General features: G+C 41.3%; 26 protein-coding genes, 1 tRNA gene and 1 other RNA gene. 8 read left to right on the top strand and 20 right to left on the bottom strand.

Translation table 11 applies throughout. From position 1 onward, the window contains the following. Positions 1–248: 248 nt before the first annotated feature. Positions 249–606, bottom strand: a transfer-messenger RNA (tmRNA) gene (ssrA, locus tag F3741_08985). Between the two features lie 169 nt (positions 607–775). Here ssrA and F3741_08980 point away from each other — a divergent pair. Then, positions 776–2,002 carry a glycosyltransferase family 4 protein gene (locus F3741_08980; protein MZG30924.1) on the top strand — a complete coding sequence of 409 codons (1,227 nt, stop codon included), beginning with the start codon at positions 776–778 and terminating at the stop codon, positions 2,000–2,002. Positions 2,003–2,048: 46 nt separating this feature from the next. Further along, on the top strand, positions 2,049–4,130 hold the full coding sequence (locus F3741_08975; GenBank protein MZG30923.1) for a tetratricopeptide repeat protein: 2,082 nt from the start codon (positions 2,049–2,051) through the stop codon (positions 4,128–4,130). On the opposite strand, the gene F3741_08970 is transcribed toward F3741_08975, so the two are convergent. Next, positions 4,127–4,405: a hypothetical protein gene (locus F3741_08970; protein MZG30922.1), complete on the bottom strand. Its 279-nt coding sequence runs from the start codon at positions 4,403–4,405 to the stop codon at positions 4,127–4,129. The genes F3741_08975 and F3741_08970 overlap by 4 nt on opposite strands. 224 nt (positions 4,406–4,629) lie before the next feature. Here F3741_08970 and F3741_08965 point away from each other — a divergent pair, with 224 nt between their 5' ends. Further along, on the top strand, positions 4,630–5,127 hold the full coding sequence (locus tag F3741_08965) for a hypothetical protein (protein MZG30921.1): 498 nt from the start codon (positions 4,630–4,632) through the stop codon (positions 5,125–5,127). 159 nt (positions 5,128–5,286) lie between these two features. Here the strand turns inward: F3741_08965 and F3741_08960 are convergent, their stop codons facing one another. The 3 genes from F3741_08960 to F3741_08950 all read right to left on the bottom strand — a co-directional run bounded on the left by F3741_08960 (position 5,287) and on the right by F3741_08950 (position 8,113). After that, the gene (locus F3741_08960; GenBank protein MZG30920.1) at positions 5,287–6,042 is read right to left on the bottom strand and encodes an amino acid ABC transporter permease; all 756 of its coding nucleotides are present in this window, start codon (positions 6,040–6,042) and stop codon (positions 5,287–5,289) included. 17 nt (positions 6,043–6,059) lie between these two features. Further along, positions 6,060–6,917 carry a transporter substrate-binding domain-containing protein gene (locus F3741_08955; GenBank protein ID MZG30919.1) on the bottom strand — a complete coding sequence of 286 codons (858 nt, stop codon included), beginning with the start codon at positions 6,915–6,917 and terminating at the stop codon, positions 6,060–6,062. 104 nt (positions 6,918–7,021) lie between these two features. After that, complete coding sequence (locus tag F3741_08950) at positions 7,022–8,113, bottom strand: ABC transporter ATP-binding protein (protein ID MZG30918.1); 1,092 nt, start codon at positions 8,111–8,113, stop codon at positions 7,022–7,024. A gap of 101 nt (positions 8,114–8,214) precedes the next feature. Here F3741_08950 and purD point away from each other — a divergent pair, with 101 nt between their 5' ends. After that, positions 8,215–9,483, top strand: a complete 1,269-nt coding sequence (gene purD / locus F3741_08945) for a phosphoribosylamine--glycine ligase (GenBank protein MZG30917.1) — start codon at positions 8,215–8,217, stop codon at positions 9,481–9,483. A 476-nt stretch (positions 9,484–9,959) separates the two neighbouring features. Here the strand turns inward: purD and F3741_08940 are convergent, their stop codons facing one another. From F3741_08940 to F3741_08920, 5 genes are all read right to left on the bottom strand, one after another. Further along, positions 9,960–10,466: a hypothetical protein gene (locus tag F3741_08940; protein ID MZG30916.1), complete on the bottom strand. Its 507-nt coding sequence runs from the start codon at positions 10,464–10,466 to the stop codon at positions 9,960–9,962. 9 nt (positions 10,467–10,475) lie between these two features. Then, positions 10,476–11,021 (bottom strand): hypothetical protein, encoded by a 546-nt coding sequence (locus F3741_08935; GenBank protein MZG30915.1) that lies wholly within the window; start codon positions 11,019–11,021, stop codon positions 10,476–10,478. A 3-nt stretch (positions 11,022–11,024) separates the two neighbouring features. Further along, entirely contained in the window at positions 11,025–11,978 is a 954-nt protein-coding gene (locus tag F3741_08930; protein ID MZG30914.1) for a MerR family transcriptional regulator, read from the bottom strand. A gap of 29 nt (positions 11,979–12,007) precedes the next feature. Further along, positions 12,008–12,706, bottom strand: a complete 699-nt coding sequence (locus F3741_08925; protein ID MZG30913.1) for a hypothetical protein — start codon at positions 12,704–12,706, stop codon at positions 12,008–12,010. A gap of 369 nt (positions 12,707–13,075) precedes the next feature. Then, on the bottom strand, positions 13,076–13,459 hold the full coding sequence (locus F3741_08920) for a hypothetical protein (protein ID MZG30912.1): 384 nt from the start codon (positions 13,457–13,459) through the stop codon (positions 13,076–13,078). Positions 13,460–13,560: 101 nt separating this feature from the next. Between F3741_08920 and F3741_08915 the strand changes: the two genes are divergently transcribed. After that, the gene (locus tag F3741_08915; GenBank protein ID MZG30911.1) at positions 13,561–14,373 is read left to right on the top strand and encodes a hypothetical protein; all 813 of its coding nucleotides are present in this window, start codon (positions 13,561–13,563) and stop codon (positions 14,371–14,373) included. 69 nt (positions 14,374–14,442) lie between these two features. Here F3741_08915 and F3741_08910 read toward each other — a convergent pair whose 3' ends face one another. After that, positions 14,443–14,892: a cyclic nucleotide-binding domain-containing protein gene (locus F3741_08910; GenBank protein ID MZG30910.1), complete on the bottom strand. Its 450-nt coding sequence runs from the start codon at positions 14,890–14,892 to the stop codon at positions 14,443–14,445. Between the two features lie 297 nt (positions 14,893–15,189). Between F3741_08910 and F3741_08905 the strand changes: the two genes are divergently transcribed. Then, positions 15,190–15,264: transfer RNA gene (locus F3741_08905), tRNA-Thr, on the top strand. A 446-nt stretch (positions 15,265–15,710) separates the two neighbouring features. Here F3741_08905 and F3741_08900 read toward each other — a convergent pair. From F3741_08900 to F3741_08880, 5 genes are all read right to left on the bottom strand, one after another. Continuing rightward, entirely contained in the window at positions 15,711–16,301 is a 591-nt protein-coding gene (locus tag F3741_08900; GenBank protein ID MZG30909.1) for a hypothetical protein, read from the bottom strand. 182 nt (positions 16,302–16,483) lie between these two features. Then, a complete protein-coding gene (locus tag F3741_08895) occupies positions 16,484–16,951 on the bottom strand; it encodes a tetratricopeptide repeat protein (protein ID MZG30908.1) in 468 nt (155 codons plus the stop codon). A 149-nt stretch (positions 16,952–17,100) separates the two neighbouring features. Further along, positions 17,101–17,814 (bottom strand): formylglycine-generating enzyme family protein, encoded by a 714-nt coding sequence (locus tag F3741_08890; GenBank protein MZG30907.1) that lies wholly within the window; start codon positions 17,812–17,814, stop codon positions 17,101–17,103. Positions 17,815–17,871: 57 nt separating this feature from the next. After that, complete coding sequence (locus F3741_08885; GenBank protein ID MZG30906.1) at positions 17,872–18,237, bottom strand: hypothetical protein; 366 nt, start codon at positions 18,235–18,237, stop codon at positions 17,872–17,874. A 332-nt stretch (positions 18,238–18,569) separates the two neighbouring features. Further along, on the bottom strand, positions 18,570–18,800 hold the full coding sequence (locus F3741_08880) for a hypothetical protein (GenBank protein ID MZG30905.1): 231 nt from the start codon (positions 18,798–18,800) through the stop codon (positions 18,570–18,572). A gap of 273 nt (positions 18,801–19,073) precedes the next feature. Between F3741_08880 and F3741_08875 the strand changes: the two genes are divergently transcribed. Further along, entirely contained in the window at positions 19,074–20,357 is a 1,284-nt protein-coding gene (locus tag F3741_08875; GenBank protein ID MZG30904.1) for a biotin/lipoyl-binding protein, read from the top strand. A 140-nt stretch (positions 20,358–20,497) separates the two neighbouring features. On the opposite strand, the gene F3741_08870 is transcribed toward F3741_08875, so the two are convergent. The 4 genes from F3741_08870 to F3741_08855 all read right to left on the bottom strand — a co-directional run bounded on the left by F3741_08870 (position 20,498) and on the right by F3741_08855 (position 23,297). Continuing rightward, positions 20,498–20,800, bottom strand: a complete 303-nt coding sequence (locus F3741_08870) for a hypothetical protein (protein ID MZG30903.1) — start codon at positions 20,798–20,800, stop codon at positions 20,498–20,500. Positions 20,801–20,844: 44 nt separating this feature from the next. Beyond that, on the bottom strand, positions 20,845–21,165 hold the full coding sequence (locus F3741_08865; protein ID MZG30902.1) for a hypothetical protein: 321 nt from the start codon (positions 21,163–21,165) through the stop codon (positions 20,845–20,847). Positions 21,166–21,215: 50 nt separating this feature from the next. Then, complete coding sequence (locus F3741_08860) at positions 21,216–22,226, bottom strand: hypothetical protein (protein MZG30901.1); 1,011 nt, start codon at positions 22,224–22,226, stop codon at positions 21,216–21,218. Positions 22,227–22,676: 450 nt separating this feature from the next. Then, positions 22,677–23,297, bottom strand: a complete 621-nt coding sequence (locus F3741_08855) for an NAAT family transporter (protein ID MZG30900.1) — start codon at positions 23,295–23,297, stop codon at positions 22,677–22,679. Between the two features lie 198 nt (positions 23,298–23,495). On the opposite strand from F3741_08855, the gene F3741_08850 reads away from it, so the two are divergent. Then, on the top strand, positions 23,496–23,756 hold the full coding sequence (locus F3741_08850; GenBank protein MZG30899.1) for a hypothetical protein: 261 nt from the start codon (positions 23,496–23,498) through the stop codon (positions 23,754–23,756). The last annotated feature ends 472 nt before the right edge of the window (positions 23,757–24,228 follow it).

The following is a 24,228-nucleotide window of genomic DNA, read 5'->3' as shown; positions in this document are numbered from 1 at the left end:
ATAGGAAGATCACCTGAGATCTCCATGAATAAATCAAAGACAGATTTATTCTCTGTGGAGTTTGAAAACCCATCTGAGTAACCACCAACCGCTATCTTCTCTAAAGTATCAAGATATAACGAGGGAGGGGTTTATTCATTTTTGCCACTTTGATCTCCTGTATTTGGACAACTTATTGAGCCCATTTTTGGACAAATCCTCAAATACAGGATATAAAAGCTATATAACTCTTTATTTTACAATTATTTTGGTGGAGGCGGGGGGAATCGAACCCCCGTCCGAAAGGTTTCAAGCAAAGGCGTCTACATGCTTATCCTTTGATTTGAGTCTTACTTAGGCAAACTCCAAAGGCAGGATTTGGCCTAAGCCAGTTCCTGAAAATCTCATTTGGCTCGCCCGGAACATGCGATCCAAACCAGTCCGCTGAGTGACGTCCGACCCGTATCCCGCGAACATGGACACGGCGGACGGTAACCGGTTAAATTAAGCGGCTACAGCTACATCATAATCGTTGGCGATTATGTAAAAGCCGTTTTTTAACGGGCCAACGGCGTCCCGTGCATGCAACCTTTGTATCAGCTCTCCCGTCGAAACCAGATCGCCCCCAAAAATTGAGTGAGGTATCAGCTATTATTAATGTACAGTATAACACCTTGGGATTCAATGGGCTCAGCTTCTGTTTTCAATTTTCAAGATGGTAAAGTGTCTGGAACAGTCCTTAAATTAGCTGTTTTCTTGCAAATCTTCTACTTAGGTTTTATCCTCTTTGCAGCTTATGAATGATTCTGAAAAAAAACTCACGGTACTTTCTCTGCAATACCATTGTTATCCTGATGAAGTCGGTGGTGCATGGGGATTGACCCATGAAGTTAATAAGCGCCTGGCCGATAGGGGCCAGAAAGTGCATTTAATAACATGTAAACCAGAAGAATCACTGCCAAATGAGGAAAAGATCGATGGGGTTTTTTTCCATCGCATTTCTGTAAAAGATAGCAAGAGTGTGATTTCAATCTGGAGAACGGCGCGAAAAAAAGTAAATCACATTCTTAAGTCTGGAAAAATCGATCTGATACATATTCATAACCCGTTAGTTGGTTTTGCGGTGATTTTGCTTCCTAAACTGTGGAATGTGCCCAAAGTATGTCACTTCCATAGTTCCTGGTTTGATGAAGAAAGAATCAATCAGGTAGGTACTGAAACTACAGAAATAACCTGGAAATTAAAATTCCAGCTTGAGCTTATCCGCTTAATGGAATGGACTGGTTATGCGGTTTCTCATACCATTTTCTTTTTAAGCGAATACTCTAAAAATCGTTTTATTAAATACTATCCTTTTGCAAAACCAAAGCTGTCTGTGATCCCTGGCGGAGTGGATACAGAAGAATTCAAGCCACCAAATTCCATAGAACAGATAAAACTCATCAGCGAAGAGTTAAAACTGCCGGTCGATACTACTATCTTATTAACGGTTCGTCGTTTGGAACAAAGGATGGGATTGGAAAACCTGATATGTGCGGCGGGAATTCTTCAACGCCGCAGCCCTGATCTGAAGTTTCAAATAGTGCTTGCAGGCAGGGGAAGACTGAAATCCAGCTTGGAAGAATTAATCGTAGAGCAGGGCGTTTCCCATTGCATACGACTTGTCGGGCTGGTACCGCGGGAAACGTTGCCGCTTTATTTTCGTTGCGCAGACTTGTTTGTTCTGCCAACAACTGCGATTGAAGGATTTGGACTGGTTACCGCTGAAGCAATGGCAAGTGGACTTCCAGTAATGGGGACCCCAATAGGAGCTACGGTTGAAATTTTAAAACAAGTTGACGACAGGCTTCTTTTTCAAAATACATCACCGGAATCATTAGCAGAAGGCATTGAAAGTTTTTTGAAGGATCCAGAACTATTTTATGGGATGAGCACCAAATGCCGAGATATTGCTGAAACTCGATATTCCTGGAACACGGTGGTAGAAAAAATCGAAAAGGAATATATCGAAGTAACGACCTGATACTTGCACTATAACCCTTTGTGTTTTTTTATAAAATAATTACACCATGAACCCCGGACTGATTTTTCCTAGATTGATTTTAATAGTTTTGATTGGGTTGGTGTATAGCAACACGTTTCTGAACTCATTCCATTTTGATGATATTCCTTCTATTCTCGAAAAACCCTGGATTCGAGGTTTAGATAAAATCCCCCAATTCCTGAATTGGCAAGGGCTCTTTCAACGACCTCTGATTATTTTAAGCTTCAATATTAATTATGCAATCAGCGAATTTGCAGTGTGGAGCTACCATTTATTCAATATCGTTTTCCACGCAATCACGACACTACTGGTTTTTATGCTTGCTCAAAGGGTTCTGAGTTTTCTAAATGATTTTTCAGCTAAATCAGGTTTATCCAATGCGCCTTTTTTTGCGGCCATGGTTTTTGCGTTACATCCTCTCAACACTCAGTCTGTTACATATATATCTAGCCGTTCATCAATAATGGCGACTGCGTTTTACCTGGTTGCCTTGATTGTATTTTTTGATGGATTCAAAAAATGGAAACAAACAGGGAAGAAAAGCTGGGGTTATTTCATTTTATCTGGAATATGTTTTTTTCTGGGAGGTTTGTCGAAAGAAACTATTGTGACGTTTCCGGCAATGCTGTTTGTTTTTCATTTTTATTTTATATCGCGTGAAAGTCCGAAAGACTGGGTTATTACCTATTCCAAATGGATTTTTCTTTTGTTCATTCCATTGCTTGCATATGTGGGCTACAAACAGCTTTTAGCGGGTGGGCTGTTGTCCGCATCCAATGCATATCTAAAACCAGGTACGTGGTTATTGACACAAACTTCAGTGGTTCCTTTTGAATATTTAAGAAAAATGCTGTTCCCGTTCAATATGAATATTGATATTGATTTTCCGGTACTTGAAAACTGGTTACAACCGGTGAACTGGCTGGGAATGCTTGCGTTGGGAATTTTTATTTTATTCTGGATGAGAGTTTCCACTTCTGTGTCTAAAGTTGATGAAGTCGGGAGGAGAATAACAGGTTTTGGAATAGCCTGGATACTGCTCACTTTATTGCCAACGTCCAGCTTTATTCCTTTGCTGGATGTAGCGGTAGAACATAGAACATATCTACCCATGGTCGGGTATGCCTTATTTGTAGCGGGATGCTTTAGCCGGTTAAAAGCGGGCCTTGATGATATTTACCCAAAAACCTCGATTTCCAAAATAAATCTGGTTAATGTTTGTATGGTGTTAATACTGATTTTATTTTCTATTGGGGTAATAACTCGAAATGAAGATTGGAAAGATGAGATTACTTTATGGAGCGACGCAAAAAAGAAATCTCCCAAACTGGTGCGCCCCTATAACAATGTTGGAGAGGCTTATGACAAACTTGGAAAGTATGATGAAGCTATCATTGAGTTTAAGGAGGCATTAAAAATAAACCCCAACTATTTTTTTGGACTTAATAATCTGGGTAATATTTATGGAAAGCAGAGAAAGTTGCCGGAAGCAATTGATTACTTCAAAAAAGCACTGAAACAGAAACCGGACTATAGTCCTGCACATTATAATCTTGCCCGTGCATTGCATCTTTCCGGCAAGCGTCAGGAAGCGGCTGAGTCATATCGAAAATCTATTAAATCAAATCCCTATTTTGAGCAGGCATTTTATAATCTGGCTTACCTGGCTATGGAGCTCAGTTTGTTTGATGAAGCACTCGAGAACTTTGAGAAATTCCTTGCCATGCAACCCAACCATTCGAAAGCCCACTTTGGGGCGGGCAATGCTTTCATGATGAAAGGACAATTGGATATGGCTTTGGCGGAGTATCGAAAGTCTGCCCAGTTAGACCCTACTTTTGCTATTCCTTATTTGAATATTGCCAATATTCAAATGCAGACTAAAAACATTCCTGCTGCGATTGAAAATTTTGAAAAAGCATTAAGCATCAACCCGAACATGCCAAGTGTTCATTTGAGTCTGGGGATGATTTACCATCAATTCCAGAGAAATTCCGAAAAAGCCCTGAAACACTTGAAAGAATCCCTCCGTTTGGACCCAAACCAGCAAAGAGCAGAACCCATACGTTCATTGATTCAGGAACTGGAAAACAAGCAGGCTACTTAAGGGAACAGAATGCGGTTTCGGACCATATGCGGGATTCCAAAACGCATATGCAGCAATTCAATTTTGACATCTTTTCCGCCAGCCTGAGGGCACTCATCGTATTTCATTGAAAAATAGGCGGTTTCCGCGTCCGCATACTCGTTGAAGGCTTGAGTTACTGTTGAGGTGTCGTCAACAGGTAAATAATCCTCCAGCTTGTTATCCCAGTTTCTGACTGCCAGCAGGAAATAGTCTTCCGTGGCTATTGACTTGTCATTTTCTACGGTTGTATTCATTTTTTCCTCCTTTCTCTACCAATATATAACCTCCCGAACTTCAAGTCACGAACTACATGAGAAAACACATCAGGAAATAGACTTTCAAATTTTAACCGAAAAACTTATAATAAATGTGTATTAATTGAGCCTAAAGAGGGTTTTTATTAGTTCACCTTGAATCCTAATTGTATATTATGGTCTATTTATCAATGGACTAAACTTCTAATCTAGAAAGGAATTTTATGCAAAGGTTGATCTGGACCACAATTTTTTTAATTGCCTTTTCTTTACCCGCATGGGCTCAAGAGTCCTTTGATAATATGTATTGTAGTGATTACCACAGTACACCTGTAAAAGTGGTCTCTGACTCATCGGCCAGGAAACTCTCTGAATCGAATACGACCGCAGGGGGTGGGTCTGTTATACGAATCAATTCGGGTCAGCTCAACGACCTTTCAAACAATGCGCGTTCTTTCGCGGTCAACTTTTCATGCGCCCGCCTTGTTCTGGGGCATCTCGTTAAAGGGGCCGAAAGTATTCAGGAACACTTCGACCAGGTTGAAAACGCCGATTGCTGGGCAGTAGGAAAACTTTTTTACACAAACCGCATTGATAAAGATGGTATTACGGCCTTGGAAGAAGAAATTAACCAGTTAAATCGAAAGCAATGGTCCCACTTCCCTGGTCCAGTCAGAGTTGTTTCCCTGAATGACACCTGTAAATTAAAGCCTTTAAAATAGAATTTATATATCCCTGGATTTCTAATCAAGCCGCCTCCGGGTCATGTGTTTTCCGGTTGCGGCTTTTTTATTTGTAAATTCCTTCCTCCAGACGCGGATCCTGTTCGCAATAGTTGATTTAGATGGCAACAAGTTTTCTTTGCCCTTCGCTTCCGGCGGTTACGCCGGACGGTAATGGTTTTCCAATTGCTGCACCACTCGCGCCAACAAAAGGGTAAGTAGCAGGTAGGTCAAGGCAACATAAGTGTATGTTTCAAAATAATTGAAATGTTTGGTGGCATATTCGTTGCCCACACGAAGAATGTCGGAAATGGCAAGTACCGAAACAAGGCTCGTATCTTTCAGCATCCCCAGTGTCTGATTCCCTATAGCGGGAATGATGGTGCGCAAAGCTTGTGGCAGAACGATCTGAAACATGGCTTGCTTTTCATTCATGCCAAGGCTACGCGCAGCCTCTCGTTGTTCTTTAGGAACTGCTTCAATGCCAGCGCGGAATACATCGGCCATGTAAGCTCCATAACTGAAGCCGAAACCCGCGACTGCCGCAACCAGGGCCGGCATATGGATGAACTCTCCCAACGCGTAATAAATATAAAATAAGAGTACGAGTAGAGGAACTCCGCGTAGTACCTCGGTATAGAAAGAAACCGGAACCCGGATTAATGGGTTGTCTGAAAGTTTTCCAAGCCCCACCAATAATCCGATAATGATTGCGCTGACGCTTCCAAGCAAAGTGACTAAAAGCGTGTAGAACACTCCGTAGGGTAAAAGCGAAAGTAATTCCATATAACCGCCGGATTGTTCTTTGCTTGTGAAGGCTTCCTGTGCGGGTAAATAAACCAAAAACACAAAGCTCATCAAAACTGCCAGGTTCCACGCCCAGCTTTGGGTTTTTATTTTTAATGATTGGTTCATTTTAGATTTTAGAGCTTCTATTTATCTGGAACCTGGGCGGCCTGACCCAGGTCCCATTTTTTATGCAGGCTTGCGGCCGTTCCGTCTGCGAGAACTTTCCGAAGTGCGGTATTCACCTTATTTAATAGTTCCGTTTCTTCTTTACGAAAAACGATAGCGTAATGCTCATTGGTCAGAATTTCTCCAACCATCTTGATTTTTTCAAAAATAGGTTTGTTTTGATTCTGGTAGAAAAGAGTTCCGGTGCTTTCTCCCAATACCGCGTCAACTTTTCCGTTAACAAGATCACTCACAGCATGTCCGTATTGCTGATAACCTTTCTTGCGAACGGCGGGGTCTTTCTCCAGAAAAAAATAGGAGGTGGTTCCTACCTGTGCGCCAATTAATAAATTCTTGTTTTTCGCGCCTTCAAAAGAGTTGATGCCCTCCTGATCTTTGCGGACCACCAGAGCCAGTCCGCTTTTAAGGTAAGGAATGCTGAAGGCCATTCTCTCTTTGCGCTCCTCCAGAACGGTGACGGAGCTGATGACCATATCAAACTTTTGGGTAATGAGTCCGCCAAATAATCCTGCCCATTCAACATTAACAAGCTGTATGTCAATCCCCGCCTCTTTAGCCACGGCCCGCATGAGATCGGGTTCAAACCCCGTTATATCGTTACCAACACTCATGAAGGACATGGGTACCAGGGTGGCATCGGTCGCTACCAGATAGGTTTTTCCTTTCGGGGAACTATCACAACCCATCATGAAGAGAGCAAAAATAAATATCAGAAGTTTTTTCATATTAAACATGTTTGTTAAAGTCGAGGCGACAATTGTTTTCATATCAAGGCTATTGCTCTTTGAGTCCGGCGTCTGTAATATTTCCATCATTAGACTTCATGCCCCGAAGAGGTAACGCTGGTGCCCCCCTATCTGGGGGAGGCAGATAGTAATAACTTTTAAAGCCGAGAAAACCTGTTTTTTATACAAATGAGTTATGGCTCATTGGCCTCACGCTTAGTGATGAAAGTATCGGACACAGCAAATAAAATACGAACACGGTCACCAATGGAATTACTGGAATAATGAGTTTTACGGTGCTGGGTTGAAAGAGTTAATATTTGTCCCCCTGAAAGTTTCACCTGGTAACGAGAATGACTGCCATAATAATTTATTTCATGTAAAGTACCCTGCAAAATGTTAACAGGCTCAGATTGAGTTCGACCGACATCAAAAAATATTTTTTCAGGACGAACATAGCAGGTGATGCTTTGGTTTTCCAATCCGGAAACATCAGATAGACATTGGATATTTCCGGCATCCCCTAGTGAAACGGTTATCTGGTTACCCGCCCTTTGTATTACTTTTCCATCAAGACTGTTTACCTCACCAAGAAATTCGGCGATGAAGCTAGTCTCCGGTTTTTCATATAACTCAACAGGTGTACCAACCTGTTGCAGGTAACCTTTATCCATGATTCCCATGCGGGTGGCCAGTCCCATGGCTTCTTCCTGGTCATGAGTGACGAACAGGAAGGTGATTCCCAATGCTTTTTGCATTTCAACGAGTTCTTCTCGCAAGTGCTGACGCAGGCTAAGGTCAAGTGCCGAAAGAGGTTCATCCAGCAAAAGAATTTTAGGACGATTGATGACAGCTCGAGCCAGGGCCACCCTTTGAGCTTCGCCGCCACTTATTTGGCCGGGATAAACATCGCGCAAAGCCTTAAGATGAGTGATTTCAAGAAGCTCATCAATTCTTTTGGAGATATCAGACTCCGAATGTTTGCGAATTCTTGGACCGACCGCAATATTATCGTATACGCTCATGTGCGGAAACAGGGCGTAGTTTTGAAAGATCAGCCCAACAGGCCTTTTTTCAATGGGCAAAGACCCAACATCCTGACCCTCAATTGCGATGGTACCAGTATCTGGTGTTTCGAATCCTGCGATCATTCTTAACAGGGTGGTTTTTCCACACCCGCTTCTACCAAGCAGGATGAAACGTTCGCCTGCCTTGATCTCAAGCGAGATGTTTTTCACTACGGCATTACTGCCAAATGATTTACTGATAGAGTCCAGTATTACCATCTGTTAAATAACCTTTTGCAATGAAGCTCATGAAAGAGTTGCAAGACGCTTGCATTTTATATAAATTCCAGCTTGAATAACACAAAGTAATAAGGAGAAATATGCGGGTACTGGTAATAGGAGGGGGAGGAAGAGAGCATGCATTGGTCTGGAAAATCAGCCAGAGCCCAATAGTTACAGATATCTATTGTGCACCGGGCAACGCGGGTAGCGCTGAAATAGCCAATAATGTACCAATTGCTGCAGATCAAATTGATCAGCTTCTGGAATTTGCCGAGACAAATGAAATCGGACTCACCGTGGTAGGACCCGAACAACCCCTGGTGCTGGGCATTGTAGATCGATTTCAGGAGAAAGGATTGCGTATTTTTGGACCGACTGCCCTAGCCGCAGAACTTGAGGGAAGCAAAGCATTCTCTAAAGATCTCATGAAAAAATACGGTCTGCCAACGGCTGAGTATGAAACCTTCACTTCACGTGAGATGGCCCAAAGATATATTGATGAAAAAAACCAGCCGCTTGTTGTCAAGGCCAGCGGTCTTGCTGCGGGTAAAGGTGTCATCCTCTGTCAAAACAGGGAAGAGGGATTGAGTGCTGTCGATACCATCATGAAAGAAAAATCGTTCGGCGAAGCGGGCGATCAGGTTGTGATTGAGGAGTTCCTGGAAGGTCAGGAAGTTTCAGTGTTGGCATTCTCTGATGGGAACACGGTGCTCCTTATGGATTCGGCGCAGGATCATAAGGCCGCTCTTGATGGAGATAAAGGACCAAACACCGGTGGCATGGGGGCTTATTCCCCGGCTCCCGTTTTCACCGACCTCCTGAGACAGAAGGTGCGTGACAAAATAATGCTTCCCCTGGTTCGCGCCATGAAGAGCGAGGGCCGACCCTATAAGGGAATTCTTTACGCTGGATTGATGCTCACAAAACACGGACCGAAAATTCTGGAATTTAATGCCCGCTTCGGTGACCCGGAAACACAACCGCTTCTCGTTCGCATGGCGAGCGACATTGTTCCACTCTTTGAAGCCTGTATCGACGGTACCCTTGATCAGCATGAATTGAAGTGGAAACCGGAATCATCTGTTTGTGTGGTGATGGCGGCTAAAGGTTATCCGGGGTCCTATGAAAAAGGTAAAATGATTAAAGGCCTGGAAGAAGCAGGAGCTTTAACGGATGTTGTGGTCTTCCATGCCGGAACAAAAACCGATGACAATAAAGTTTTAACCAGTGGTGGTAGAGTTTTGGGAGTCACAGCTACGGGGCCGGATGCACCTTCTGCTATAAAAAAAGCCTACGCTGCTGTTGAAAAAATTCAATGGGATGGAATTCATTATCGCAAAGACATCGGCCACAGGGTCAGCTCTTGACCCTGATGTTAATAAACAGGATACCCGGTGACCCGGTTCTCGTAAGCTCGTTGAAGTGACTTTTTAGAAAACCGGTTAACCCCCAAGCTCTGAGGTTAGTCACCGGGCATCCCAGTTTATTTTTGCGATTGCTTCTCTTTTTTTAACCGTCTATTTTTTAAATATAAACTTTTCTGACATTCATGAGAACAGTACTTTGATTGTGGATGGCGTGGGTGAAACTGTCTTCCGCAAACCACGCATACGTTGTTATAAAATTTTGTCTCATGGTTTTTTTCTTTTGGCGGTTCCCTTAACTTTTTTATAAAGGAAGCCGCTTTTTTTGTGGATTTTTGTTCGAAGAAGCTTTCAGTTTTTTTTGAAACGGCTTCGTTTCCCCGCAAAACCTTTTTCAGCTTTCCCTTTTTATCAAATATCTTGCATTCAAAAACCATAGCCCTATATCTTTCAAAAGGTGAATCAGGTCACTTCTTTAATCAATCAGGTTTTAATTGATAAATGTCCCAATTCGAATATTTGTCAAACTTTGCGTGTGCCTGAGAATTGAACTGGAATACCTTGATCCAGCAATCGGATTTATTATTATTTCCCGGGTTCGACTGAACCAGGTGAGGCCGAATTTTAAAATAGGTGTCTTTTCCGTTTTCAATGGATTGAAGAACCATTTCAAAAAAACTGCCTTTTTTTTCAAAAGCAGTTCCAGATGCTAATACATTATCTTTTTGAGTTATGCTTATTGTATTTCTCCGCACATTCAGGTTTTTATTATTAACAGGGTTTGTTTTTTCAGAGACCCAGGTGCCTTCGATTGTTTTTGGACAATTTGTCCATTCGTTATCGCTCCAATCAAGGGCAAAAACAGGATGAATGCTGGAAAAAAATAACAAGGCAATAGAAAAGAGAGTGGCTATCAATAGTTTGCCAACAGTTTTTCGAAGTTTGATAAAATCTCTTCCTTTATATAAATATTTTTGATTTTTCATTTTAAATCTCTAATCGATGTTTACTGCAGCTTTGGGTTGAAAACTTTTGATATGATTCGATAAAAATGTTGAAAATGAAACCATGCTGAAAGGCCAGGCATATTGGAAGTCGATCGCGGGGTATTTCGTTCGCAATTCATTGACTTCTTCAGGGATCTCAGTTTCTGAGTGAGATCCTCCCCGCGTAATCATGGTCGTGACTAGAATTATTTTAGTGATACCCTGCTCAACCAATTCATCGACTGCGGCTTCAATAGTCGGGTGACAAAATTCGTTGTAGGCAACTTTGAGAATATAATCACTCAATAATGGCTGCATATGTGAGGCTAGACTTTCAAGTCCTGCTTGATAGGGATCGGACTCAGGGGTTCGCTTCCACTTTCTAATGGTGGAGTCCAATTCTTTTTCCTGGGCCGTTATCGCATTTCCTGACCGAACGCGTTGTTTATGAACCCTCATAAAATTTTCAACGATCTCTTGCGGGATGTCCTTTGGCAACCCTCCATGTCCAACTAAAAGTACTGCTTGTGTTATAGCTTCCATTATTTTCCCCATGCATTAGTTTAAAATGAGGGAGTTTTCAAATTCTCCCAACCAATTATTAAATTTAATAAAATCTTTAAGCTTGATAATACCTGTTAAATTATCAGGGGCTCCCTTACCTCCACAAATAATCTTTGTATCGTTACCCAATTCTTCTTTTATTCGAATAAGATAATTTTCCGTATCTAACGGCTTCTCTATAAAAAGCCAAGAAATACTCAAGCAAATAATTTGCGGTTTATGATTCTTTGCGGTCTTAATTAAACTTTCAACTGGATTATTAAGACCCAGATATATTATTTTTGCATGAGTGAGGCTAGCGACTACCGAACTCATGAGTAAGCCCAGGTTGTGCGTTTCTCCAGGCAGTGTTGCCATCAATATGGTCCATTCATTTTTTCTCTTGTTGAGCTGCCGCCATTTGTTGGTGAGAAAACTGGTTAAGCATTCTGTTGCGAAATGTTCTTGGGATACAGACAACTCTCCTTGTTCCCAACCGATACCCACTCTTTCAATTAAGGGGCTGGCAAAGTCAACTATAAATTTCAAAGGACCAACACGATTCCAATGTTGATGAAATTCATGTATAAGGAAGTCATCATCGTATTCGTGAATTGATTTGACCCACCGCTCAAGCGTCATTTCTTTGGATGAACTATCTTTTTCCCCGGTTGATGAAACGCTGGAACCGGTTTCAATAAACTCTTTCAAACCCAACAGCCCCTGCAATTCTTCCAGGGTTCCCGATACGACTTTACTTGCCCGGTACCCCGACTCCAGGGCTTTAGCGATTGCCCGCAGCCTTGGAACATCTTCTTTGGGATACCGGCGGTGTCCAGATGGCAATCGTTGAGAGAGGGGTGTGCCGTATCGCTTTTCCCACACTCTCAACGTATGCGTGGTTATTCCTGTTAGCCGAGAAAGTTCGCCTATTGAAATAAGATTATCCATGTTGTCTGTTTGGGTCATTGCGATCCTTTGTGTTGTTGAACTAAGGATTAAATATTGTCATCATTAGTTTCTTTGTTCAACTGAACAACGTCTAAACTTGTAGCATGGTTAATGACTTTTAACCCGCCAGAAGCTCTTTCAACAAGAAAACTGTGGCCAGAAATTGAAAGCTGAAACCGGTTGCCAACTTTGACCTTGTAATCATTCAACATGTCCTGCTCAATGGGATTCAAGCCAACAAAAATGTTACCCCTGGTTTCAAACATACGTTTTACGATTTTTGAATTGGTAGCAGGTCCGAATTTCCATTCAACAGGAAGTCTTTTATGATTGTGACCGATATGAGAAAGCCCTTGAGTAGAAACTTTTGAGATGGATGAAATATTTCTTATGGGAACAACATTCTCTGTTTCCTTTTTAGCCTTGGAGGCATCAACAATTTTCAGTCCTCCAGATGTTCGCTCGAAGATCACATCAACATTTCGAACTCTGGCTTCAAATTTATTTCCAACATTGATTACGTAGTTATCAAACTTTTTCTGTTCAGTTAGACTCAATCCTACAAATCCAGATGGATTGTTTGAATTGAGATCTCTCTCAATTTTTGAATTCAACTTTTCAGATAATTCCCACTTAAAAGGAACCTTGGAATGATCGCGATTGGAATGCGCCATGACTGTGGCTGAGGTAAAAATTGTCATTGCGGTGATTGCCAGTATATTGAGAACAATTCGATGTGATTTCATTTTTTAATCTCCTAATTAAAATTATAATTAAAAGTTAACATTATGTATAAGTTTAATTTTAGACACTATTATAGATTTGTCAATAGATAATTAAACAAAAAATGCGTATTTGTTCTATTATTTTTGTAAAATATTGAAAAATAAGGATAATTTTTTAGATTTTTTTTGAAAAAAGTTTTTAGGGAGGGGAAAAAAGTAGCAGATCTGGCAGTATTCCTGCCTCAGTTAATGGGTTATTGCTCTTTGGGTTCAGCGTCACGCTGGCGCCTGGTGGCCTTGCAGGGGGAGGCAGATAGCATTGCTCTTAAAGCCGAGTAAACCTGTTGCTGACACAAATGGGTTATTGCTCGTTGGCTCCACGCCTAGTGGTCAGTCTAGTTGAGGTTCTTTGTTTTCAACCTCAACATCTTCCATTTGTTTGTTGAAGAGTTTTTGGGCGAGAAACCAGCATCCCCATGAAACGGCAACAACGGTACCAATGCCAATACTGGCCCACAGTAAAATGTTGTTGGAAGAAGACATGCCGCGCAAAAACAAAAACGCACCGAGCGGCAGGGCCATCACGAATCCGAAACAGGAAAGCAGCATGGAACTGCGGGCGTAATATTTTGGCCGGACATCAATATTGAGTTCCGGCAAATATTTTTTGTTCTCAGGCAGGGCGGCATCGAGCAGTTCAATTTCACCGGGACATTTCGGGCAATACTGTCCACCCCAGAACGCGTTTTTACACTGCAAGCAAAACTTGACCATCGGTTTCCTGTCGATTTTTGGTTGGTCTTAAGCTTACCTCATTTATAATTGATACACAACCGGGCCGTGCCCGGAGAAAAACTGTATTTAAAAGGGATGTTATGGAAACAGGAAAAAAACTGGTTGTATTGACCCACGGTGGTGCGGGCTCCGATCCGGCCTATGCCGATGGAACCGCCATTGCCGGGCAAATGTGTATGATGTCCCTGCAGACGGGTGAGCCTGTTATCGATGCGGCCTGCCAGGCGGTTGCCGCTTTGGAAGATGACGGACGCTTCAACGCAGGAGTTGGTTCGCATAAACGCATTGACGATACGGTGGAGATGGATGCTTCATGCATGGAAAGTTCCGGAACCTTTGGTGCTGTGGCCGCGTTGAGAGGATATAAAAACCCTATTAATGTCGCGCGTATTGTCAGTCAATCTGAATACCGGGTGTTGGCGGGGAGGGGAGCGGCAGAGTTTGCGCTCAATCAAGGTTGCCTGCCAATAACACCTGATGAAATTGCAAATACCGGGAAAGATTTTTCAACAACCGACACGGTTGGGTGTGTTGCGCGGTCCGGTGATGAATTCGCCGCGGCACTCAGCACAGGGGGTATCGATCAAGCCATTCCAGGCCGAGTCGGTGATGTCCCGTTAATCGGGTGCGGACTCTATGCCGGGCCGGAAGGAGCCGTTGCCGCCACGGGTGACGGTGAAGCCATCGCCATGAAGGTGACCGCTTTGCGTGCTTATCAGCTTATTGAGCAGGGTATCGATCCGAATTCCATTGTTCCCACGGTGATAGGGTGGTTTAAAGAATCCACCGCGTTTGGAATCATCGTCGTCAGCAAACTCGGGTTTGCTGGAGGGTCGAACAAAGACATGGCCTGGACCGCCAGCGAAATGGTCGCTCACGCGACTGGAAATTGAAAATTAAGCCGAGATGAATTGTTCTGACCCGTTAAAAGTTTTTGCTATTTGGCAGTGGCGACTCGCCACTTAGATGCTATCGAGTTTGACCATGCGTTTGGCGGAGAGAGTTTCGAGCCAGCTTTTGAAGGCAGAGTTTTTTTCCAGTAAACGTTGAAACGTTGATTTGAGTAGAACGAAACAAACCAGGTCCGTTTCGGCAGTCACCCTAGCGACGCGAGGCGCGTAGGTGAGAAAAGCCATTTCCCCAAAAAAAGAACCGGGACCAATAGTGGTGACCTCTTTTTTAATAACCAGCCTTTTGTTTTTAATCACCTTTGCATTACCCTTATAAATCAAAAAGCAGGCATTGGGGGCATCCCCTTCTTTAAAGATGTTGTCTTCAGGTTTGTAACTCAGCTTATACATCTCTTCGATCAAAGTTTCCCGTTCTGCGTAGTTCAGTCCGGTAAAAACCTCGACCTTTTTAAACACCTCATATATCCAGGCAAACTCTTCTTTGGTTATCTCGTCAGCCATCCGTTCACGTCTGTTAAAATATTACAGGTTTTCAGTGAAGGGCAGGTTGGAAAATAACAAACCCGTGTTGTGGAAATTTAGTATAACCCCACTTGTATGAATACATTAAGTTTTTTGCAGTTAAGAAAAGTTCACAATACCATTTTCGCAGGTATTTGGATGGGAATGAACAGTTATGGTAGAAAATACGGGTTTGGGATTTAACGATAAACATTGCTGAAGTATCCACTGCCAGGGGGGTTGATTTTTACCGGGCAGAGCGTGTAAAGTATGTCATTTCCGACCATCGCGAACTAGGCCAGCGTAGCTCAGGGGTAGAGCAACTGATTCGTAATCAGTAGGTCGGCGGTTCAATTCCGCCCGCTGGCTCCATATTTTACAATGGGTTACAGTTTAGGCTGTAGCCCATTTGTTGCTTTGGGTAGCGTATGGGGTAGCAATTTTAACGTTTTCCCTATTAGGTACCCCCCCCACCCCCAAGAAACCACCCCCCGGCAAATATATGGTTTGGTGCTACAAGTACTTTGATCAAATTTTGAAATCAGATCAAAACTTTTTACTAAAATAATTTTCACTTCACTAGAAAAACTATTGTCACTTTAAGTTCAACTAATGTCAGAGCATAGTTATCCTTGTTGAATGCTTGCGTGAGATAGATGAAAGGGAGGCTAAGCATGAGGAGTGATGACTGCTTATGGCAATGGTGATTGCGGCTTCATGCCTCATTCCTCGATATTTGACTCCATGACTGCCTGGTTCATCGTCGTGCCAGTCCGGTTTAAATTTTTTTAAATAAAAATGATTTGAGATGAAATCAATTACATTGAGGATCCGGGCATATAAATAGTTCCATCCGCGGTTTCATGAGTATGGATTTCGCCTCCCAGGCCCAGCATTTGAGAGGCTTTTTTCGCTTCTTCGGGAGTTTTGTAAATATGATCCATTATATTATGTTTGCCGCCGGAGCCTTCATCCTGTCGCTGATCTCCGCCTGAACCTTCATCCTTGTGACCTCCGGAACCTTCTCTCTTCCCAGGGTGTTGACCTTGTTTAATAAGGTCTATGGCTTCGTTTAGTTGAGAATAGAACCGGCTTTTCTGTGTGTAACCTTCAATGCGACCGACTTCTTTTTCTTCTTTTGGATCCCAGATCAGGAAGGTAGGGGTTCCTAAGATTTCTCCTACTCTTCCATCATCGATTGCTTTTGCAAACCATTCCGGGAACAGTTTCCCTTTAACGGGGACAATTTTTACAGGAAGATTTTGACCGGAATTACTTGTATTGTATTCGGGAAGAACTTCTTCCCGCCATCTTTTAGAGTTTTGAGATTTATCACCACTTAGTACAAGAAGTTCGTTGGCAAACCCCAAACAGGGTATAAGTGTGAAACAAAATATTATAGAAACCAGGTATAATTTTTTCACTGAACAAACCTTCAAGAAAATAAGATTATTAATTTTTTCGCCTGAACTATTTAACCATAAAACAGCAATTAATTCATTATTATCAAATTCGCGCTGATATGGATAAGGGAATCAGTCTGGTTGAGTGTTTGCGGCGGATACAGTACTGAGAATAATGTAGCGGTGAATTATTTTTTATTTTCAAACATACGTAACCTGAAACCTGCTTCAGCCACCCCTTTATAATCATTACGATCAGTGTAGGACTGAATAGCTTTTTTTGTATAAAGAATTGCTGTTTCATCGTCATGAGCTACATGTGAAATCCAGGCAATATTCATTTCCATCCGCGGCACATCTTTATGACGAGGGTTTAATTGTATTCCCTCTTTATAAGCGTTTATGGAATTCTTATAGTTCCTGGTATTACCATAGGCATTGCCCAAAGCTAAATATGCAGGCACAAGGTCTGGGTTTATAGTCAAGGCCTGCTTGAAAAGGTTTATAGCCTCGTCGTGCATTCCCTGGCTTCCTTTTTCAATTCCAAGGCTCAGATAGTCTTCCGCATCCATGGTTTTTTCCATTACAGAAACCCTCCAGAAAACCATTGCTAAAAAGCCTAGAAAAAGTAGGGATAATAATTGAAATTTTTTCATTGTTATCAATCTCTCTCAACTGAAAGTATTTAATTTTACAGATTCTTCAAGATTGCTGGACTCATAATCGTGACATCATATCGAAACGCTGAATGGGCTTTCTATATTTGTAAAACCTTTACGAATCGTTTGCCATGAAATTTGAAAAGTTATTTTGATTTGGCGCACCTGAAACCATTAAACTCATCTTTGCCAGTAGGCCCATACACCATTCGATAACTTGAGGAATGATAGTCAGCCAGGTTGGACCAGGAACCCCCTCTTTGCACTTTAAACCTTCCGGTTTCAGGACCTTTCGGGTTGGAATATGGGCTGTTGCTATAATAACTTTCTTCGTACCAGTCAGAAACCCATTCCCAAACATTGCCAGACATGTCATAGATTCCATATGAATTCGGCTGTTTGGTTCCTACTGGATGTGTTTTGCCTTGTGAGTTCGACTTAAACCAGGCAAACCTCCCATCTATTGTATTTCCCCAATAAAACCTGGAATTATTGTTACCTCGGACTGCTTTTTCCCATTCCGCCTCACTGGGTAATCGTTTATTTATTTTTCGGCAATACTCATTAGCTTCAAACCAGTCAACAAATTCGACGGGTAGATTGGGGCCTTTATGCTTTGAAGGATTATATTTCATAATACTTTCAAAATTTTCTTGTGTTACCTCATAAACATCAATGTAAAAAGAATCCAGAAATACCTCATGAATCGGCGATTGGTCAGGTTCCAGGTCGGCACCCATCCTGAAACTACCAGAAGGAATTAATACCATTTCTCTGTTGCTCGACAAAGATAGACCCGGGAAAAGCGTGGAAAGCATAAAGAACAGAAAAATAAATAAAAACTTTTCAAAACAGCGCATAATATAAAAAAGCTATTCCTTGAACAAGGCAGTATAAACTTGCAAAGAATATAATTTTCAAATAGCAGAACGTTTCTGTTTTGCTTTTTTGATTTCTCCTAATAATTCCTGCTTGAAGCTTTTGGGGATTATTGAATTACGTATAGTTGTTTCTATTTCTTTGGCAAAGTGCCAGGCACATCTTTCCTCTCCGAAAGAAGAAATGTATTCGAGCCCGTCTTTTTTGAAAAGTAAAATCGTGATCATGCTGGATGGATTAAAAGGGTAGTGGCACTTGTGATCAATTTCTATAATGGTCGAACTTTTTGAAGCTCCAGGATTAGATTCCCCGGCGGGAATCACAACCATCTTAGATTCATTTCCATGAATATTTGCGGTAAAGAGCGCGAAAAAGATTGCAATGAGTGCAGCTTGATTCAGCATTCTCAGTGGAAAAGATATTATTCTTTTTCTTCTTTTATCGATCGCGGAAATTTTTTTGAAGAACCTGAAACCTTGAAAAACCCACGTAATATAGCAACCCCTATAACGATATAAACTATACTATAGAGGATGTAATTTGCTTTATCCGGCATAGACATTTCTCAGACCTCATATTACCTTTTTAATTATTAAAGTTGTATTTTACTAAATAAACACACTCGCATGAAATGATTATTTCAAGCAATACTTTCCACAGCAATTTGTCTGTTTTATCAAACCATTATAATTTATATCAAGGATTAATTTTTGCCGGCTTTTACGTTGATATCCTTCTAGCAGAATATTTCTTCTTCAGACACCGAACAATCCTCGACAATTCGTCTTACCTTCCATTTAAACTTTGTAATGTCATTGGTGCTGTGTTTGTGTTCTCCTGTAACATGATCTGGCGTGTTTTTGATAGGATCAGCAACAACCATATCTGGTCTAAACCAAAGCGTTCCTATAAGCACCCAAATTCCTGTTATTAAAAATAGTAAGAGAATCCGGTCCGTTTTATTCACATTTAACTCCGATATCAAAAGATTAATATTAACGATTAGTTAAAAATAATTTGTCTGTTTTATATTGTTGTTCCGGCTACACTTTTAATCTAATAATATTCTTTGTTTATTAAAATCGATCATAGCTTGTATAGAGTGATAAAGAAATACCCTCTGAGGCGTGCGCAGGAGGAGTGGCGTAAAGATTTATAAATGAATGTGTTGGTCTAATGAAACTGAGTGAAAAAACCGATACGAACAGATCGGGTAATCTATAATTGGATTTTGTTTAATATGTTTAAATTTTCAAGCCATAGAAGTTTCATTCCCTTTATATATACATTGGCTGTTTTGTTTTCGGGTTGTTCCGTGCAAAAAGATGCTGTTGAGGCCAAAAAACCCAAAGGGTTTTCCCTGCCGGTTGAGCTTGGCAAGGTGGTGAGAATGGACGTGAAAGATCATGTGCGGACTGTTGGCACTGTTCTCGAGGTTAAACGTGTTTTCCTTTCTGCTGAAGTCGATGGAAAAATTATTGAAATTTCCGCCAAAGAAGGAATGCATGTCAAAGAGGGTGATGTTCTGGCAAAAATTGATCCTGAAAACTATCAACTGGAAGTTGAGCGTTTGCAGCACAGGCTTGATTCTGCATCAAAGGAACTCGAGATAGCAGAAATGGGTTTGCGTCCTGAAGAGCAGAAGAAACTTAAAACCCGGGAAGATGCCGCGCAAAGCAGTCTGGACCTGGCTTTGATAAAACGGAAAAGGATTGAGCGGTTGGTCAAGGATGGAGTGATGGCACAGTCTTCCCTTGATAATATCATTGACGAGGTCCGCCGTGCGGAAGAGCGATTGAAGGCCCGTCAAAGTAGCCGGAAAGCGGGCTTGCAAGCCAGGGAAGAAGATATCGCTAAACGTATTGCGGAAGTGGAAGCCATTAAGAAGCAATATGACCAGACTTTGTTGAACTTGAGTAAAACATCCATTCGAGCTTCTTTTGATGGGGTGGTCATTAATAAACTTGTTGAGCAGGGAACGTTTGTTAAACGGGGCACCCCGGTTACAGAGATGGTTTCGTCTCAGGGATTGAAAGCGGTCATGACATTACCTCAAGGGTACCGTGAAAAGTTAAACAAATTGGAAAGTATCGAAATATTTATAAAAGAAATTGGTGCCAAAATTTTTATAGATAAGAAGCATGCTAAGCGTATTCAAGTTATCCCGGATGCTAATATCTATTCAGGTAATATTAATTTCTGGATAGACTTGGATGGTAAAGATTCAAATTTGTTTCCCGGCCTTACTTTTGAAGCTCAACTTTTTATGGGTAAGCGAAGGAATGTGCTGCATGTTCCTGCTACAGCCCTGGTTATTTCTGAACAGGGGACAGCCGTATATATTGTTAAGGAAGGTAAAGCACATATAGTCCCTGTACAAGCATTCAAAGAGAGGAACGGATTTGTGGAGGTACGGGATTTCACCAGGCAATTAAGCTCAAAGGTGGATCTTATTCTGAGAGGGTCAGGAGCGGTATTCCCTCAAGCCACAGTGATGGCTGTTGATGTGAATTCAGGCCATTGATTTTTTTCTTCCCTCTCCGCTGAACGAGGTTTTTTAAATTTGAGTTTTCTCTGAAACTTTATTTTTTGATTCTTTAAGGGATTTTTTCCCTTTGTGGGTTATCTCCCACGTGGTTCCAGAGTTTTTATGTTTGGCTGTGATTAACAGGTTGTTCCTGGTATTTTTTTGGGATCAATATAAAGATCATAATCTTCAAATTTCTTTTTCATTTCCGAGTCTTCATTGACTTTCCAACCATCGGTGGATTTCTTCTTTAAGCCGTCTTTCGAACATGTCTCAGATTTTCCTATAATAAATTGAAATTGGCACACCATGAACATTCCCAAAAGGACTTGTTGTATATCGTGCTTTATTTCTTCTTCTATATTTGCGAATGTTTTCTTTTCAGCCAAAGTCAGGGATGTAGCTCTGCGTATGTATTGATTCCTGTAGAGGAAGATCATGTAGAGCCTAATGCATAACGAGTCGGGCTCAGGGTTTTATGGACTCAGGAGAAGAAGAACTCAGCAATAAAGGCTGGAAAAAACTGAGGCAAAAGGTGATAGAGAATTCCTAAAACGGCTAACTGCACGAAACCAAGAACCCATATACATTTCATGCCAGCATGAGAAACGTGTTGGTCATAATTTTCCCAGAGTTTAGTGGTCAATATAAATCCGCCAATATAAATACTGGTAAAGATCAGGGCCAGGATGATAGCACCCAGCCCTCCCCAATTAAACATGGTCCAGAGAATAAACTTCATGGCAAACAAAGAGACACAGGAAACCCCGATAAAAAGTAATAAATAGATTGCGTAATTTTTCATTCTGAATATGAAACGAATATGGACTGATGTTGGAGCACTCGATAAGCCTGTTACAATATAGCGCCATGGCGTTTGAGCAGGTTGGCAATATCAATATTTCCATTCGCGATGGCAAGATGCAACGGACCGCGACCGTCTATACCTTTGGCGTTCACGTTGGCTCCGTGTAACAGAAAAAGTTTGGCCATCTTGCGCTGGTCCCATCTTGCCGCTTCATGAAGGGGGGTATGTCCATCCTTATCCTGTTGGTGAATGGGAGCGCCTTTAATGATCAGAAACTTGGCAATACTAAGAAAACCTTTTTCCGCTACCCAGTGCAGAACTGAGCGGCCCAGCCTGTCTATTGCATCAATCTTTGCACCTTCTTTGAGCAATAGCTTGACGAGTTTCATATTCCCGCTGGCGACGGAAGCATGCAATGGAGTGTTGTCCCAGTCAGAACGATTGTTTACATTAGCGCCCCTTTCAATCAACGCACTGGCAGATTTGGTACTACCCTGGTCGACGGCGAGATGTAGGGGAGTATAACCATAATTATCTTTAGCTTCTAAATCGGCTCCCCGATCCAGTAGCACTGGTACCAGTTTTCCCAGATTTTCCAATGCGGCAACATGAAGCGGGCTGAGGCCTTCGTGATCTGTGAGATTGGCATCTGCTCCTTGTTCCAGCAGTAAATGGACCAATCCGGTGCGATTGTGGAAAACAGATTTATAAAGCGGAGTGATGCCGCGCTTGTCCTGACCATTAATATCTAAACCTATTAGTAACTTTTTTGCTTTCTCTAGATCATTTAGTTCAATAGCTTTATATAACTTTTCAAAAGTGGCGGTATGGACCGATTGGTTTTTTTCCTCGTTGAGAGAATATACCGATATCAGATTAAGCGGTTTAGTTGTCGAAGGAGGAGGCAATTGGGGCAAGCCTGATGAAATATAGTCAGACTCATCGAAGAGTGAACCAGCCACGGGTGGAACTTTATCCACTAGGGCAAAAGCGACACCGGTCCCAAAAATAGATAGAGAGAGAATTTGGGCTATCCCGATTTTTAATGCGGGGTTCATAAAATAATTGTGCCACCTAATTTGAATTTAGGCAATACATGCTCATACACATTAAAAATAATTGGGAAATTTACTTTATGTGCAATAAGCTACATTTGTATTTAAACATTTTGTAAAACAAGTTGAGAAAAGTTTAAGGATGTCATCGCGAACTCCCGAAGGGAGTGTGGCGATACCGCTTCTTTTTGGATTTACCCTTACAGGGCACGAAGTCCTATGAAAGGTTATCACGCCTTCTTCAACTTTTATCCTATATAGAGTATCTTAAAGCTCGAAAAAATCAATAATATGGAAAACGCGAAGAACACAGTGTTTACGAAACTTTTTCGGATATTTGGCTCATTCAGCTAGTTTACCGTAAATCCCAGCAGAATTATAAGAATAACGCTAATGGTAGTGAATGTAGTCAGATCTATTTTTCATGTAATCCATGAAGATGTATTAGGGGATTTAAGATAGCCCTGGTAAAAGAATCTTCAGCTCATCAGCGATTATTCCTATGGCCAGGCTACCCAGAAGAAGTCCCATAATCTGGGTGATAAACTTGATACCTCCTTTTCCCAGGAACAACAGAATTTTATTGGCAAGTTTTAAGGATATCCAGATCAGGATGCCTATAAGTATGAATTCAACTATGGAAAATATTTTGGTTGTCCATAAATTAAATTCACTGGATTGAATAATTACAGAACTTATAGCTGCGGGTCCTATAAAAAGGGGAAAGGTCATTGGCATGAAGGCAATATCCTCTTTTGCTTCTGTATCCTGGGAAATCAAAAATGAGGTTTTACTATCAGTCAGCATAGTAAAAGCTATATAAACCAGGAAAATACCTCCTATCAATTTGAAAGCCGGCATTTGAATACCAAAAAAAGCCACAATATATTTTCCAAAGAGAAAGGATAAGGTCAATAAAGCTACAGATGCACAACATGTTTTGAAAACTATTGAGTTATGTTCCTCTATGGTTTTGTCAGCAGTCAGGGAAATGTAAATCGCAAGGTTACCGATGGGGTCAATAATAGCCAGAAGAATTACAAATGTTTTAATTAGTTCAGTTAAATCGCCCATTTTGAAAAACTTTTAAAAAATCGTAGTGTTTTTTTATTTCAGATTTTTTTTATTTCTGATATAAAGTTGGTAAATTTTTTTGGTTTTTCAAGATGATAAATCTAAACTCTATTATTGCCAAAAATAAATTGAGATCTTATCTTTTTACGAGTAGTTGTAAATAATCGTCTTACTTGTTTTTTCCTCTAAGTATTTTTTATGCCTTCTTTTGTTTATTCTTGTGAGCAATGCTCAGCTGAATTGAGATTTGTTGTATCCCGAGCTTTAGACAATAATATCAGTGTTCATTGCCCGGAATGCAATGAGGTGAGAAAATTTAGTCTGGCGCGGGAAGGGAATATGGGTAAAGATTGGTGTTCTCAGTCGATGATTAAAAACAAAAGAAGGAGGGATGGCGACGGCTTGTATAAAACTACTCCTAAAAGAGATGAAGAAAAACCAGTTGATAAAATTGCTTAGTCTAATTGATTTTTTGACCCCTTATTGCTGTCTTCCCGCCAACTTTTAAAAAGCCAGATTCAGGACACAATGACTCCAGCCCAGCCTAGGTAAAGCATTGAATTTGAAAGCACCTGGTCAATCCCCCATAAATCAAATTTATTGAACAGATTCCGCCAGTCGTGAGCTTCCATATCCAACTCTCCGATCAGGGGAAGGTTTAAATAACTCCCACCTGACATATAAATACTTACATCAATAAAATTTCCAAAAAACCAAAACAGGCCAAAACTGGCACCAACCTTATCTCGTGGGTAATAAAATGATGAAAAAGTAATAACAGGGATCAGTATTTAATTCAAACTTCCTCCAAAAACTGTCAGGGTATTATTCCCGAATATTCCAATAGAGAGCATGCCCTGCTTCATGGAAGACGAGGTTCACATTATGAATCATTCCTGTAAAAAAATTCCAATCTGCGAATTGTGTTGTT

It is taken from the genome of Nitrospinota bacterium, assembly GCA_009873635.1.
Lineage (GTDB): Bacteria > Nitrospinota > Nitrospinia > Nitrospinales > VA-1 > LS-NOB.
This window is presented reverse-complemented; position numbering and strand designations above follow the sequence as displayed.